We start from the raw sequence: 13206 nt of genomic DNA on the forward strand, positions 1-13206 counted from the left end.
CCCATGTCCGCCACGTTGAACGCGTTCCTCCGCAGTGCATGCGAGGGACGCGAAGCCTCCGTTCGTGTCCGCGATCTGTTCAACGCCTATTCCTTGTTCTGCGACAGCAAGCGCCTGCGTCCTCTGACGAGGGCCAATTTCGGCCGGAGCCTGTCCCGTCATGGCTACAAGCCGGAGCTGGACCCGCAGGGTCACACCTGGGTTTCGGGGATCGGTGTCCGGTCGCTGCCGGGGCTGCCGAAGGTGCAAAGCCGGCCGGTTCTGATGCTGCCGGAGGGGCTGACGGGGTCGGATATCGAGGCGCTGTCCATCGTGGTGCGCGAGCTGGCCGCGGCCCGGAAGGCGGTGGACGACGGCGCGGCGGCCGATGACGAGCTGTCGCCCGGCACGCTGGACTCGGCCGGCGGTGAATACCTCTCCCATGCCGGCTATCACCGCCGGGACGATTTCCCGCCCGGCCAGCCGTCCGACTCCTGGCCGCTGGAGCCGGAGGATTGGCAGCCGACGAAGCCGATGGACGATGCCGTGCGCGGATGCGTGTTCGGCATCGCCGCCGTGTCCTACCGCCTGCGGGCGGGCGAGCGGGCGGAGGGCTGACCCCATGGCTGTCACCAAGCCTCACCCCCATCCCTGCAAGGACGATCTGGCGGCCACGGGCGCGCAACTGGTGGCCCGATTCTGCGACCTGAATGCCATCGACCCGCCGTCTATCGTTCGCCATGACAGCAGCGTCTGGCGCTTCGACGCCTGTGCCTACTATCGCCCCACCGCGATCAACATTTGCGTGCCCCGCTGTGCCGCTGTCGGTGTCGCTGGGCAGGCTTGGTCCTACCCCGGCTATGTGATCGACCGGACCCCGTACGGCGTGATGGCTCATGAACTGGGCCATCATGTCGACGTCCTGTTCGGCAAGGTGGTCGACCGCTACCGGTCCGATTTCGGCGCGGAGCTGCGGCGCGAGACCGGCGAAGCGAAGATAACGAACTATTGCCCGGACGATGGCGAGTGGTTTGCCGAAATCTTCCGGCTCTTCTGCACCAATCCCGATCTGCTGCAAGCCATCCGCCCGCGCACCTATGGCGCGCTGTTCGCTCGCGGGCTGAAGCCGGTGTGGTCCGACTCCTGGCGGGAGCGGCTGGCCTTCGCCCCGGCCCGGACTATCGCGCAGTGCGAACGTCGCATCGCTGAAATCGCCCGCGCCAGCGACCGGAAGGAGGGCTGACGCCATGGGAGACCATTGCACCATCGAATGGGTGGTCGCGCTCGCGCGGCAACTCAACGCCATCCCGGCCAGCCTCAACCCGATCCGGGGATGCAGCCGTCTCAGCGAAGCCTGCCGGAACTGCTACGCCGCCGGCATCGCCCATCGCTTCGGCCACAAGGGGAACGGCGTCTATGCGGGCCTGACCGATCTGGACCCGAACGGCACGCCTCGCTTCAACGGCACCCTGCGCTGGGTGCCGGCTGCGTTGATCGCGGCCATCAAAGCCAGGAAGAGCCGGGTCTACTTCGTCTGCGACATGTCGGACCTGTTCCATGCCCGTGTTGATCAGGACTGGATAGATCAGGTGTTCGCCATGATGGCGTTGTGCCGGCATCACACCTTCTTGCTGCTGACCAAGCGGCCGGATCGGATGCGGCGTTACCTGACCGATCCGGAGACGCCGCGCCGCGTCGCGTTCCATGCCGACATATTCAGCCTGTTGCCGGGCCGGGCTCGCGAACTGGCCGAGGCCTATGGGCCTGGGGATGATGACGTGCTGCCGAACTGGCCGCTCCCCAACGTGTGGACCGGGGCGACCGTCGAGGATCAGGCGGCAGCTGATGAACGGGTGGCTGAACTGATGCTCTGCCCATCCGCCCGGCGCTTCCTGTCGGTGGAACCGATGCTCGGCCCGGTCGACCTGATGCGCATCAATCTGGGCGAGTGCGAAGCGACGTTCCTCTACGACCCCAGTCTGACCCGCGCCCGCTTCATATTGAACGCGCTCACGGGTGCACAGTCCCTGCGGCTCCCGCCACTGGATTGGGTGATCTGCGGCGGCGAGAGCGGGCCTAACGCACGACCGATCAGCCGTCGGTGGGTACGCGAGTTGCAAGAACAATGCACCTCCGCGGGCCGCCCGTTCTTCTTCAAGCAGTGGGGCGAATGGGAGCCGGGCGGTTCGTACCCCGCCGGGACCGCTGGCCGCTTTGCTTTCGGCGATTACGAGACTGAGCCAACCCGCTTCCTTCAGGTCGATCAATACCCGCGCCAGTTCGCCATGTTCGGCGCACGCGCCGTCCTGACGCGCGTCGGTAAGAAAGCCGCCGGCCGGGTGTTGGATGGCCGGACCTGGGACGAAGTCCCGGAGGTGGCGTGATGGTCGCCTACAGCTTCAACAAGCGGTTCGCCGACCGCATCATCGCCGGCCTGGAACCCGGCCCGCTGCTGCCGGGGATGAAGCGCCAGACCATTCGGGCGCCGCGCAAGCGCCATGCCCGGCCGGGTGAAGAGCTTCAGCTCTATGTCGGCATGCGGACCATGTCCTGTCGCCTGTTGGGCCGCGCGATCTGCACGGCCTGCGTTCCCGTCACTCTCCTTCTGGGTCGCCAGCCTTCGGTGATCGTCGGCGGGGAGGATGGCGGCCTTGCGCAGATCGTCACCGACACGCCCGGCCTGAACCAGTTCGCCCATTATGACGGCTTCAGCGACTGGGCTGACCTCTGCGGCTTCTGGGCCGACGCCCATCCGGACCTGCTGGAGTTCCGCGGCGTCCTGATCCGCTGGGAGCCACGGCCATGACCAGCGCGTCCTATCTGGGCGACCTGCGGCGGCTGGCCCAGGACGCCACCAGCCTGCGCACGGAATGCGAGGCGCTGCACTCCGCTATCCTGTGCCTGCGCGCGGGCGGCCGGATCAGCCTCAGTCCCGATCATCATGCAGGCCTGCGACGGCAGATCGGCGACGCCGCTGCCGGCCTGCTGCCGCCCATCACCCTGGTCGGCGCCGCGCTGGTGATGGTGCCGGAGGGCTTCTGCCTGGAGACCGCGGCGGGCGGCTGGGCGACGATCAGGCCGCATTGGCGGCGCGGCGGGGAGGTTTACACGGCGGATCGCCTGTGGTCGCTGGCCCTGTCCATCGCCGATGCCTGTCTGTGGGCGCATGTCCACGATCTGACGTCCGGGGAGGTTCGGCCATGACCGAAGTTGCCGGACCGGAACTGTTCGAGGCGGCGGCGGCCTATGCCGCCCGCGGCTGGGCGGTGTTCCCTTGCTCCGCCCGATCCAAAGTGCCCTGCAAGGAAGAAGGATTCTTCGAAAACGGCGTGCATCAGGCGGCCACGGGCCAATGGTGGGTCCGGCAATTCTGGAAACGCTGGCCGAAGGCAAACGTCGGGCTGGCGGCCGGTGAACAGTCCGGCTTCTGGGTGCTGGATGCCGACATCAAGGAAGCGGACGGCGACAAGCCGGCGGAGAACGGCTTCGAGACGTTGCAGATCCTCGAAGGACTGTTCGGGGAGCCGCTGCCGGAAACGCTGGGGCAGAACACCCCCAGCGGTGGACGGCACTGGCTGTTCCGCTGGCCGGGCCGCCCGGTCAAGAACAGCGCGCGGTCGCGCCTGGGGCCGGGTCTCGACACCCGGTCGACCGGTGGGTACATCCTCGCCGCCCCGTCGATTCACCCGAACGGCGGGCGGTATGCCTGGATCGGCAGCCCGGACTCCACCCCCGTCGCGCCCGCACCGGAATGGGTGATCCGACTGCTGATGGCGGAGCCGGAAGACCTCGACTGGTTGCGCCTGCGCCTTGATGGGCGCGAGCTGCCGGCATTCCTCGCCAAGCGCATCGGCCAGCCGGTGCCGAAGGCTGCCACCCGCGCACCTTCGACCAAGACCGAACGCATCTCCGCCTATGCCCGCGCCGCGCTGGATGACGAGGTGAAGACCGTCCGCCAGACCGGGCCGGGCAACCAGAACAACGCGCTGAACGAAGCCGCCTTCAAGCTGGGCGGGCTGGTCGCGACCAACGCCCTGCCGGAAGATTTGGTGCGTCAGCACCTGATGGCGGCAGCTCTGCAATGGAGCATCGACCCGCGCAAAGGCGGGTGGGACCCGGCCCATCTGGAAAAGATCATCGACGGCGGCATCGCCGCCGGCCGGAACCACCCGCGCGACGTGCCCGAACCTCCGGCACAGCAGCAGCGCCGCTATCAGCCCCAGCGTCGCCGCCGTGGCAGCGCTCCGTCGCCTGCCGCTGTGGGCGTGCAGATGGCCGCCGGCCGGGCGGTGTGGAATGCCCGCGCCGCGTCGCTGACCGACACCCCCGCCGCCGTCTTCCTCGCGGCCAACGGGGTGGACCCGGCGACCGCCGGGCCGTGGTTCGGCTTCGGGGAGGTTGAATATCTGCATGGCCCGGACGGGGCGGAGCCGGTGTGCATCGGCCGGTGGCCCGCCCTGCTGGCCGGCATGGCGCGATGGCCCGACCGGGATGGCAAGCCGGAGGTGCGCGCCGTGCTGGCGACCTTCCTGTCGCCGGACGGCAGCCGCATGGCGACCATCGCCGATCCCAGCACGGGGGAGGTGCTGTCTCCCCGCCGTCTGATCGGCGCTTGGCAGGGCGCGGCGGTGCGCCTGGGCAAGGTTTCAGGCGAGCGGCTGCACCTCACCACCGGGGCCGTGATCGGGCTTCAGACCCGCAACGCCTATCCGGGCGTGCCGGTGTGGATCGGCGGGCCGGTGTCGGCGCTGCTGCACATGGCGCTGCCGGAGACGGTGCGGGACGTGATCGTGATCGGCGCGGATGCCGCGTCGGACGAGCTGCGCGGCCGGGTGGCGCGGGCGCTGGGTGGCGATGGCCGGGTGACGGTGCGCTTCACCAAGCGGGCGCGGAATGGGGGCGGCCATGGATGACGCCGCCGCGCGCCTGCTGGCCTTCCGCTACATGACCACGACCGCGCGCCGCGCGCCGGACGTCTACCGCTGGTGTCGCCGGCTGCTGGGGCACCGTGAGCGCCAAAGCGACTGCACCGCCCTGTGGTCGGATGCCTTCGACCTGCTGGTCGTGCTGATCGCCGATTCCGAGACCTTCGCAGCGGGCATCGCCCGGCGGGTGGCTGCCGCCGAACAGGTCGCGGCGAAATTCGACCAAGACCGAAAGAGGGCTGCCGCGTGACCAAGGCCACCTCCCCCGCCCCCCTCCTGTTCGATCTTCCGGCGATTGGTGGTGATGCTCCCTTGCGGGCGTCCTCGCTGTCGGGCAAGCCCGCGTCGTGGCGCTGGGGCAACCTCGCGCCAGCGGCCTACAGCTTGATCATGGCGGACCCGCCGTGGCGCTTCTGGAACCGCTCCGCCAAGGGCGAGGGCAAGAACCCGGTGGCGCACTACCCCTGCATGCCGGTGGACGCCATCAAGGCCCTGCCGGTGCAGCAGCTCGCCAACCCGCGTGGCTGCCTGCTGTGGATGTGGGGCACCTGGGCGATGCTCCCCCAGGCCATCGCCGTGGGGGAGGCGTGGGGCTTCCGGTACGTCACCGGCTTCCCCTGGGTTAAGCGAACCCCCTCCGGCAAGCTGGCCTTCGGCCCCGGCTATGTCGTCCGGGTTTCGACCGAGCACGTCACCCTATGGGCCATCGGAGACCCGCCCTATGGGCCGGGCTGCACGTCGGAACGCGGCATCCTGCTGGACGGCGGCGAAGCTCTGGACGCAGTGACGCGCGAGCATAGCCGGAAGCCTGATGAGCAATACGCCATGGCGCGTCGGCTGATCCCCAGCGGCCCCGCGTGCGAGCTGTTCGCCCGCCAATCCTGGCCGGGCTTCGATGTCTGGGGAGACCAGACGGACAAGTTCACGGTGGACGCCGGGGAGGTGGGTTCATGACCCACCAGCACCCCTCCGCGCCTCCCCCCGCCCCCCTCCAGAATTGGGCGCCCGATGGGCGTGCCAGAGGCTTTCAGGTGCGCGATGCCCGATGACGGTTCCAAGATCGTGCCGGCGGACCTGCCCGACACGCTGGCAGACCTGCGACAGCAGATCGACGGCGCTGTCGTGGTCAATGTCGGCACGGGTGGCAGCGGTGTCGCCCAGCCGCCCGACGATGACGACGGGGAACCGCCGCCCGACCGAGAGCTTGCAACTTACGATAAGTCAGACAAGGGCAACGGGGAGCGGCTGATTCAGCGGTTCGGCCGCGACCTTGTCTTCGTCGACCAGAACGGCTGGGCGGTCTGGGACGGAAAGCGCTTCGGCTACGAACTGGGCGAGGCGGCGGCCACGAAGCTGTGCCACCGGATGGTGGAGAAGCTGCGGGACGAGGTGAAGGAGTTGCGGGACCTTGGACCGCCGCCGGCCCCTCCGACCGAGACCGAAGAGACTGATCCGAACGTCCAGGGCAAGCTGCGGCTGGAGCGCATCAAGGACTGGGAACGCGGCCTGAAGGCGTTCGAACAGTTCGCCGTCAAGAGCGGCGACACCCCGAAGGTGAAGGGCGCGCTGGAACAGGCCAAGCCCTACCTGTCGAAGCCGATGCGGGCGATGGACGCGCACCCGTGGCTGCTGACCGTGGACAACGGCACGCTGGACCTGCGCCAGAAGCCGGAAAGCCGCGACCAGATGCACCTGGGCGGCTTCCGCAAGACGAACCTGATCACCCGGCTTGCCGGTGCGGCCTTCAACCCACAGGCGAGTGCGCCGCAGTTCGACCGGTTCATCAAGCGCATCCTGCCGGATGACGAAGTGCGGAAGTTCGTGCAGAAGCTTCTCGGATACTGTCTGACCGGTGACACGTCCGAACAGATATTTGTCATCTTCTACGGCACCGGCAAGAACGGCAAGTCGAAGCTGGTGGACCTGATCCGTAAGATTTTTGGCGACTATGCCGCCACCATCCCGGTGGGCGTCTTCCTCGACGGGAAGGAGAAGAAGGCGGATGGGCCGAAGCCGTCCATCGCCAAGCTTCCAGGCGTGCGGCTGGTGCTGATGAACGAGCCGGACAAGGGCGAGGCCCTGTCGGAGGGTCTGGTCAAGGAGGTGACCGGCGGCGAACCGATGGAGACGCGCAAGCTCAACAAGGACCCATTCGAGTTTCGGCCCGAGTTCACGCCGATCATGGTCACCAACCATCGGCCGATCATCCGCGGGCAGGACGTGGGCATCTGGCGCCGCGTGATCCTGGTGCCGTTCGAAGTCTTCATCACCCCGGACGAGCGCGACCCGCACATCCTCGACAAGCTGGTCGCGGAGAAGGACGGGGTCTTGAACTGGCTGCTGGACGGGCTGTGGCTGTGGCTGGAAGAGGGGCTGGACCCGCCTGAGAAGATCATGGCGGCGGTGGAAGAGTACCGGCGCGATCAGGACCCCCTGGGCGACTTCCTTGAGGCGGAGACGGCGGCCTTGCAGGGGCGGCGCGTCACGGCCACGGCGCTGTACGAAGCCTACACCAAGTGGTGCGAAAGAAATGCGCAAGAACCTCTCAAACAAAACGGGTTCGGACGAAAAATGAAGGATCGCGGCTTCCGCACAGTCAAGAGTTGCGGCGTGAATGAGTATGTGGGGCTGTGCCTGCTGGACGGGCTGCCCCAGAACGTCGAGGCCCCGCCCCCCGAATTCTGACGGGACAGGGAGCAATCGACCCCAGAGGGAGCAATCGCGGGCATGGCTACCTTGGGGAAAGGCGCGGAAATGCTGGGTTTAGGGAGCATAGGGAGCGAAGGGAGCGATTTTCGGGGGTCTCACATATGTGCGTGCGTGTGTGCGCGGGTGCGTGCGGGCGCGTATGGCAGACCTCCGAACATTGCTCCCTATCCTCCCTATCCTCCCTAAAGTGAGAGTTTCCAAGGGGTTCAGAGAGGGAGCATTCCCGCCGGGCGGGGAGCAATAGGGAGCATTCGGGCATGGATGGCGGAGCGGTGATACCGGGCAGGGGCGAGGATGACGGTGACGGACTGGTCACCGGTCGGCTGCGCGACCTGCCGAAGCGGGGCGACCCGGCGGTGCCTGGGCTGGTGTGCGGCCGGGGCTGGGTGGCGCTGATGTACGCCCGCGGGCGGATGGACGTGTCGCAGCTCGCGGCGGCGGTGGACATCGGGCGCGGGCTGGCGACCGAGATCGGGACCGCGTCCGGGCTGCGGGCGATTGATCCGTCGCGGCTGGTGGTCGATGGCGGCAACCGTACCAGTCCGCCGCTGGCTCCGTCCGGCGGCACGGTGTCATGGTCGCTGTCGGCTCCGGCGCGGCGGGTCGCGGAGTGGCGCGCGTTGGTGCGGGCAGCGGGTAAGGCTGGCGTGCTGCGCGGGCGGCATGACGCGCTGTATCTCGACATCGTCACGGTCAAGGTGCTGACCGGTGAAGCGTCACCGGCCGCGCTGGACAAGCGCTTGGGCGTGCGGGAAGACCGGACCCGCGACGCGGTGCTGAAGGTGCTGGCGAGCTACGCCGCAACATTCGGTCTCGCTGTTCTGGAAAATCCCTCTTGACGGACATGGGCGGTTTTCTGTTAGCCTCCCCGCTAGATTGAGGTAGTGCGCCCGGCCGGAGTAACTCTCCTGCCGGGCGCACTGCGTTTCGACCCATCCCATCATGCCCTGGAAGCCAAAGAAACCCTGCGCCCGTCCCGGCTGCGGTCGTTTGACCGATGGCCGGTTCTGCGATGCCCACGCTGCGGAAGACCGCGCCCGCCACGACCGCGCCCGTCAGGAAGCGCAGCCGTGGCGCGGCTGGTACAAGGTCAAGTCGTGGCTGGACATCCGGGCGTGGCGGCTGTCGGTCGAGCCGCTGTGCCGCATGTGTGCGGAGCACGGCTTGACCGTCGCGGCGACAGTGGTCGACCACGTCACGCCGCACCATGGTGACCGCGCGCTGTTCTTCAGCCGCGAGAACACCCAGAGCCTGTGCAAGCCCTGCCACGACGGGCCGAAACAGGCGGCGGAGCGGGCGGCGGCCCGCGTCGGGCAGCCGGCCCCCGGCCGGTCCCTCCGGCGGGTGGGGGGGGTCTGATCCTTGGGGCCTTTCGCCCCACGGACCGGTGCCTTAAGCAAATGGAACAGCGCGCGAAATTGGGAAAACTTTTTTTGTGGCAGGGGGTTGGGCGATGAAGGGCCGTAAACCTAAGCCGGCAGAGGTGCGCGAGGCCCAGGGCAATCCTGGCCGCCGTCCGCTGTCGTCTGCTGCCAACGATCTTCCGGGCCTGAAGTCGACGGCGCCGAAGACGCTGCCGGTTGCGGCCCGCCGCATCTGGGAAGACCTCGCACCCGAGCTGGGCCGCATGAAGCTGTTGCGCTCCACCGATTTCGGGGCCTTCGCGCGCTATTGTGAGCATCTGGCCCGCTGGGTGGAACTGACCAAGGATCTGCGCAGGAACGGTGAAACCTACGTCACCGCAAGCGCCCACGGCACCATGGAGCGCATCCGCCCGGCCTTCATGGTCAGGGACCGGCTGGAAGCCCGGATGGAATCGCTGGAAGACCGCTTCGGTTTGTCGCCGATGGCCCGCCAGCAGCTTCTCCAGCGGCTGGCGATGGCTCCGCCGCCGGCACCCCAGCCGGGGCTGTTCGGTGATGACCAGCAGCCGGGCGCGGCTGCCCCCGATGCGCCTGCCGCCTCTCCGCCACCGTCCCCCGTTGGCCTTCTGAACCGCTCGCGCCTGAACTGACGTGACCGAGTTGCAGACCCTGCCGCCTCCCCCGATGCCTCGCGGGGGGGAACGCTTTGGCGCGTGGTTCGACCATGTAGCGGCCGAAGCGGCGGTGGCCTTCTTCCCCACCTATCTGCGCCACACTGAGGCGGAGTGGTGGGGCAAGCCGTTCCATCTCAGCCCGTGGCAGGCGGAGCTGGTGCGCACCGTCTTCGGCTGGAAACGGGCGGACGGAACCCGGCTGATCCGCGAAGTCTACCTTGAGGTGCCGCGCAAGAACGGGAAGACCGAGTTCGCCGCCGGCCTGTCGCTGCTGATGCTGATCGGCGACGGCGAGTTCGGCGGACAGGTCTATTCGGCGGCGGTCGACAAGGACCAAGCCAAGATCGTGTTCAACAAGGCCGGCACCATAGTCGGCCTGTCGGAGGAACTGCGCGACGCCGTCGAGGTGTACAAGACCTCGCTCTATTGCGCGGAGCTGGCCGCCAGCTTCAAGCCGCTGTCGGCGAAGCCCGGCAGCAAGCACGGCTTCTCACCCTCCGGCGGCATCTATGACGAAATTCACGAATGGCCGTCCGGCGAGCTTCAGGACGTCGTTCACAAGGGCGCTGCCGCCCGCCGCCAGCCGTTGGAGGTGTACACCACCACGGCCGGGCTGGCGGGCATCGGCTATGGCTGGGAAGTCCATGAACGCGCCGTCGCCATCCAGAAGGGCGACATCATCGATCCGACCTTCCTGCCGGTGATCTTCGCCGCCGATCCGGCCGATGATTGGACGGCTCCGGAGACCTGGGCGAAGGCCAACCCCGGCTATGGCGTCTCGCCCAAGCCGGACTTCCTGGCTTCCGAGTGCGAGAAGGCCAAGGGCAAGCCGCGCAAGGAAGCCGAGTTCAAGCGCTTCCATCTGAACCTGTGGGTCGACAACGTCGTCACCACCGGCCTGGACATGGAGCAGTGGGACGCCTGCCGCATCCGGCCGGTGTCGCTGGCCGATCTGGCGGGCCGCCGCTGCTGGGGCGGCCTTGACCTCTCAACCACCACCGACCTGAGCGCCCTGGCGCTCATTTCGCCCCGCCTGGACGGGCCGGGCTATGACGCGTGGTGGCGCTTCTGGCTGCCGGTGCCGTCGAGCAAGGCTCTGGCGGACCGCATCAAGCGCGACCGGGTCGCCTTCGACAAGTGGATCGCCGAAGGCTGGATATGCGGTACCGAAGGCAACGCGGTCGATTACGACGTCATCCGGGCGGAGATCACCGGAAAGGGCGAGGCGGCGGAGCGGCTGAAGAACTGGACGCCGATCACGGAGATGGTGGACCTGAAGGAAGTCGCCATCGACCGCTGGAACTCGTCCCAGATCACGACGCAGCTCGGCAACGACGGCGTCGTCATGGTGCCGTTCGGCCAAGGCTTCGCCAGCATGTCGGCTCCGTCGAAGGAACTGGAACGGCTGATCCTGACCGGTGACCTCAACCACGGCAGCAACCCGGTCGCCCGCTGGATGGCGACCTGCGTCGCATTTGACGACGACGGTCGCGACAACATCGCCCCGGTCAAACCGAACCGCAAGGGCACCCCGAAGCGCATCGACGGCATCGTCGCGCTGATCATGGCAATCGGTCGCGCCATGGCTCCGTCCGAAGAGGACGGCGGCCTGGACGACTATTTCGCGAGCTTGGCGAGGGCGGGATGAACCTGTTGCGCAAAGCGGTTGGCTTCGTCATCCGCTCCCTATCCCTCACTGACCCCACGGGGTGGAAGCGGGACGGCGGCACCAGCCACGCGGGCGAACCGGTCACCGCCGAAAGCGCGCTTGCACTGTCGACGGCCTGGGCGTGTGTCAATCTGCTGGCCGGCACCATCGCATCGCTGCCGCTGATGGTCTATCGCACCACACCCCAGGGCGTGCGGACGGTCGCCAAGGACCATCCGCTGTACCGGGTGCTGCACGACAGCCCGAATGCCGATCAGACGGCGGGCGACTTCTGGGAGTACAGCGTTGCCGGGCTGGAGCTGTGGGGCAACGCCTATGCCCGCATCGAGCGGTCCGGCGACCGGGTGATCGCGCTGACCCCGGCCAAGCCGGACGGCGTGCGGGTCGACCGCCTGTCGTCCGGTGTGCTGCGTTACCGCTGGTCGGAGCAGGGCAAGGCCTTCGAAGTGATGCAGCCGGACATGCTGCACATTCGCGGTTTCGGCGGCGACCCGCTGGGCGGCATGTCGACGCTGGCGTTCGGCCGCCATGCCTTTGGGCTGGCTTCGGCCATCGACCGGGCTGCCGGTAAGATGTTCGCCAACGGCATGCGTCCGTCCGTCGCCATCGCATTCGATAAGTTCCTGACCTCTGAACAGCGCTCCATCGCCGAAACCGTGCTGGTGGATAAGTATGTCGGGGCGATGAACACCGGAAAGCCCTTCATCAGCGAGGGCGGGGCCAAGCTGGAGCCGGTGTCCATCAATCCCGAAGACGCGCAGATGCTGGAGTCGCGCAGCTTCTCCGTCGAAGAGGTGTGCCGCTTCTTCGGCGTTCCGCCGCACATGGTGGGGCGGACGGAGAAGGCGACGAGCTGGGGCACCGGCCTGGAACAGCAGACGCTGGCCTTCCAGAAGTTCACCCTGCGCCGCCGGCTGAAGCGCATCGAACAGGCCATCGCCAAACAGCTTCTCAGCCCGCAGGACCGGGCGGCCGGCATCACTGTCGAGTTCAACCTGGAAGGTCTGCTGCGCGGCGACAGCGCCGCACGCGCGGCCTTCTACAAGACCATGCTCGACGCGGGCGTGATGACGATCAACGAGGTGCGGGCGCTGGAGAACCTGCCGCCCGTGCCGGGCGGGGACGTGCCGCGCATGCAGGCCCAGAACATCCCGATCACCCAATCCGCCGGCATCGGCCACAACGGCGGGCCGCCTCTGGAGAGCGACCATGAAGACGCTTGATTTCGCTTTGGAGACCAAGGCCGTTGGCGACGAAGGCACCTTCGAGGGCTACGCCTCGACCTTCGGCAACGTCGACCAAGGCGGCGACGTGGTCGAGCCGGGCGCCTTCATCGAAGGGCTGGTGAAGGCGAAGGCCGATGGTCGCGCCATCCCGATGCTGTGGCAGCACAAGCAGGACGAGCCGATTGGCGTCTGGGACGACATCAGCGAGGACACCAAAGGCCTGTGGGTGAAGGGCAGTCTGCTGATCGATGCGGACCCGCTGGCGAAGCGTGCCCACGGCCTGCTGAAGGCCAAGGCGCTGGGTGGCCTGTCCATCGGCTACCGCATCCCGGCCGGCGGCATCGCCGAAGACGAGAAGCGCCGTGGGGTGTACCGGCTGAAGAAGCTGGACCTCCGCGAAGTCTCGCTGGTCACCATGCCGATGAACGTCCAGGCGCGGGTGACCAGCGTGAAGTCCATTCTGGAGGCCGGCGCGCTGCCGACCGTCCGAGAGTTCGAAGAGTTCCTGCGGGAGGCAGGCGGCTTTTCGAAGAGCCTTGCCACGGCCATTGCCAGCAAGGCATCGCCGCTTCTTCGGGGGGAGCCTGAAGCTGCGGCGGGTGATGATTCGACCGCGTTCCTTCAGGCCTTGCTGGGCCGCTGACCATCCATTCCACACAA

General features: G+C 67.7%; 15 protein-coding genes. All 15 read left to right on the forward strand.

All coding sequences use genetic code 11. The features are described 5' to 3' along the window. The first annotated feature begins 3 nt into the window (after nt 1-3). Nucleotides 4-597, forward strand: a complete 594-nt coding sequence (locus ACCD06_RS33725) for a hypothetical protein (RefSeq protein ID WP_413346772.1) — start codon at nt 4-6, stop codon at nt 595-597. A 4-nt stretch (nt 598-601) separates the two neighbouring features. After that, on the forward strand, nt 602-1222 hold the full coding sequence (locus ACCD06_RS33730) for a hypothetical protein (protein WP_413346774.1): 621 nt from the start codon (nt 602-604) through the stop codon (nt 1220-1222). Nucleotides 1223-1226: 4 nt separating this feature from the next. Continuing rightward, a complete protein-coding gene (locus tag ACCD06_RS33735; protein ID WP_413346776.1) occupies nt 1227-2363 on the forward strand; it encodes a phage Gp37/Gp68 family protein in 1137 nt (378 codons plus the stop codon). Beyond that, nucleotides 2363-2785 (forward strand): hypothetical protein, encoded by a 423-nt coding sequence (locus ACCD06_RS33740; protein ID WP_413346778.1) that lies wholly within the window; start codon nt 2363-2365, stop codon nt 2783-2785. The genes ACCD06_RS33735 and ACCD06_RS33740 overlap by 1 nt, the downstream gene beginning before the upstream one ends. Continuing rightward, nucleotides 2782-3183, forward strand: a complete 402-nt coding sequence (locus ACCD06_RS33745; RefSeq protein ID WP_413346780.1) for a hypothetical protein — start codon at nt 2782-2784, stop codon at nt 3181-3183. The genes ACCD06_RS33740 and ACCD06_RS33745 overlap by 4 nt, the downstream gene beginning before the upstream one ends. Further along, the gene (locus ACCD06_RS33750) at nt 3180-4892 is read left to right on the forward strand and encodes a bifunctional DNA primase/polymerase (RefSeq protein ID WP_413346782.1); all 1713 of its coding nucleotides are present in this window, start codon (nt 3180-3182) and stop codon (nt 4890-4892) included. The genes ACCD06_RS33745 and ACCD06_RS33750 overlap by 4 nt, the downstream gene beginning before the upstream one ends. Further along, the gene (locus ACCD06_RS33755; RefSeq protein WP_413346784.1) at nt 4885-5154 is read left to right on the forward strand and encodes a hypothetical protein; all 270 of its coding nucleotides are present in this window, start codon (nt 4885-4887) and stop codon (nt 5152-5154) included. The genes ACCD06_RS33750 and ACCD06_RS33755 overlap by 8 nt, the downstream gene beginning before the upstream one ends. Before the next feature lie 62 nt (nt 5155-5216). Further along, the gene (locus tag ACCD06_RS33760; protein ID WP_413346786.1) at nt 5217-5858 is read left to right on the forward strand and encodes an MT-A70 family methyltransferase; all 642 of its coding nucleotides are present in this window, start codon (nt 5217-5219) and stop codon (nt 5856-5858) included. Nucleotides 5859-5942: 84 nt separating this feature from the next. After that, complete coding sequence (locus tag ACCD06_RS33765) at nt 5943-7589, forward strand: phage/plasmid primase, P4 family (protein ID WP_413346788.1); 1647 nt, start codon at nt 5943-5945, stop codon at nt 7587-7589. Nucleotides 7590-7870: 281 nt separating this feature from the next. Next, complete coding sequence (locus ACCD06_RS33770) at nt 7871-8452, forward strand: hypothetical protein (RefSeq protein WP_413346790.1); 582 nt, start codon at nt 7871-7873, stop codon at nt 8450-8452. Between the two features lie 151 nt (nt 8453-8603). Further along, nucleotides 8604-8972 carry an HNH endonuclease gene (locus ACCD06_RS33775; RefSeq protein WP_413346792.1) on the forward strand — a complete coding sequence of 123 codons (369 nt, stop codon included), beginning with the start codon at nt 8604-8606 and terminating at the stop codon, nt 8970-8972. Nucleotides 8973-9066: 94 nt separating this feature from the next. Next, nucleotides 9067-9627, forward strand: a complete 561-nt coding sequence (locus tag ACCD06_RS33780) for a phage terminase small subunit P27 family (RefSeq protein ID WP_413346794.1) — start codon at nt 9067-9069, stop codon at nt 9625-9627. 1 nt (nt 9628) lies between these two features. Beyond that, nucleotides 9629-11299, forward strand: a complete 1671-nt coding sequence (locus tag ACCD06_RS33785; protein ID WP_413346796.1) for a terminase large subunit — start codon at nt 9629-9631, stop codon at nt 11297-11299. A 5-nt stretch (nt 11300-11304) separates the two neighbouring features. Further along, the gene (locus tag ACCD06_RS33790; protein WP_413346798.1) at nt 11305-12543 is read left to right on the forward strand and encodes a phage portal protein; all 1239 of its coding nucleotides are present in this window, start codon (nt 11305-11307) and stop codon (nt 12541-12543) included. Next, a complete protein-coding gene (locus tag ACCD06_RS33795; protein ID WP_413346800.1) occupies nt 12530-13189 on the forward strand; it encodes an HK97 family phage prohead protease in 660 nt (219 codons plus the stop codon). Before ACCD06_RS33790 ends, ACCD06_RS33795 begins: the two co-directional genes overlap by 14 nt. Nucleotides 13190-13206: the final 17 nt, after the last annotated feature.

Source organism: Azospirillum sp. CT11-132, assembly GCF_047302835.1.
Classification (GTDB): Bacteria; Pseudomonadota; Alphaproteobacteria; order Azospirillales; family Azospirillaceae; genus Azospirillum.

Coding starts and splice junctions, on each gene's coding strand:
- ACCD06_RS33725 (WP_413346772.1), top strand. CDS start 4: ATGTCCGCCACGTTGAACGCGTTCCTCCGCAGTGCATGCGAGGGACGC.
- ACCD06_RS33730 (WP_413346774.1), top strand. CDS start 602: ATGGCTGTCACCAAGCCTCACCCCCATCCCTGCAAGGACGATCTGGCG.
- ACCD06_RS33735 (WP_413346776.1), top strand. CDS start 1,227: ATGGGAGACCATTGCACCATCGAATGGGTGGTCGCGCTCGCGCGGCAA.
- ACCD06_RS33740 (WP_413346778.1), top strand. CDS start 2,363: ATGGTCGCCTACAGCTTCAACAAGCGGTTCGCCGACCGCATCATCGCC.
- ACCD06_RS33745 (WP_413346780.1), top strand. CDS start 2,782: ATGACCAGCGCGTCCTATCTGGGCGACCTGCGGCGGCTGGCCCAGGAC.
- ACCD06_RS33750 (WP_413346782.1), top strand. CDS start 3,180: ATGACCGAAGTTGCCGGACCGGAACTGTTCGAGGCGGCGGCGGCCTAT.
- ACCD06_RS33755 (WP_413346784.1), top strand. CDS start 4,885: ATGGATGACGCCGCCGCGCGCCTGCTGGCCTTCCGCTACATGACCACG.
- ACCD06_RS33765 (WP_413346788.1), top strand. CDS start 5,943: ATGCCCGATGACGGTTCCAAGATCGTGCCGGCGGACCTGCCCGACACG.
- ACCD06_RS33770 (WP_413346790.1), top strand. CDS start 7,871: ATGGATGGCGGAGCGGTGATACCGGGCAGGGGCGAGGATGACGGTGAC.
- ACCD06_RS33780 (WP_413346794.1), top strand. CDS start 9,067: ATGAAGGGCCGTAAACCTAAGCCGGCAGAGGTGCGCGAGGCCCAGGGC.
- ACCD06_RS33795 (WP_413346800.1), top strand. CDS start 12,530: ATGAAGACGCTTGATTTCGCTTTGGAGACCAAGGCCGTTGGCGACGAA.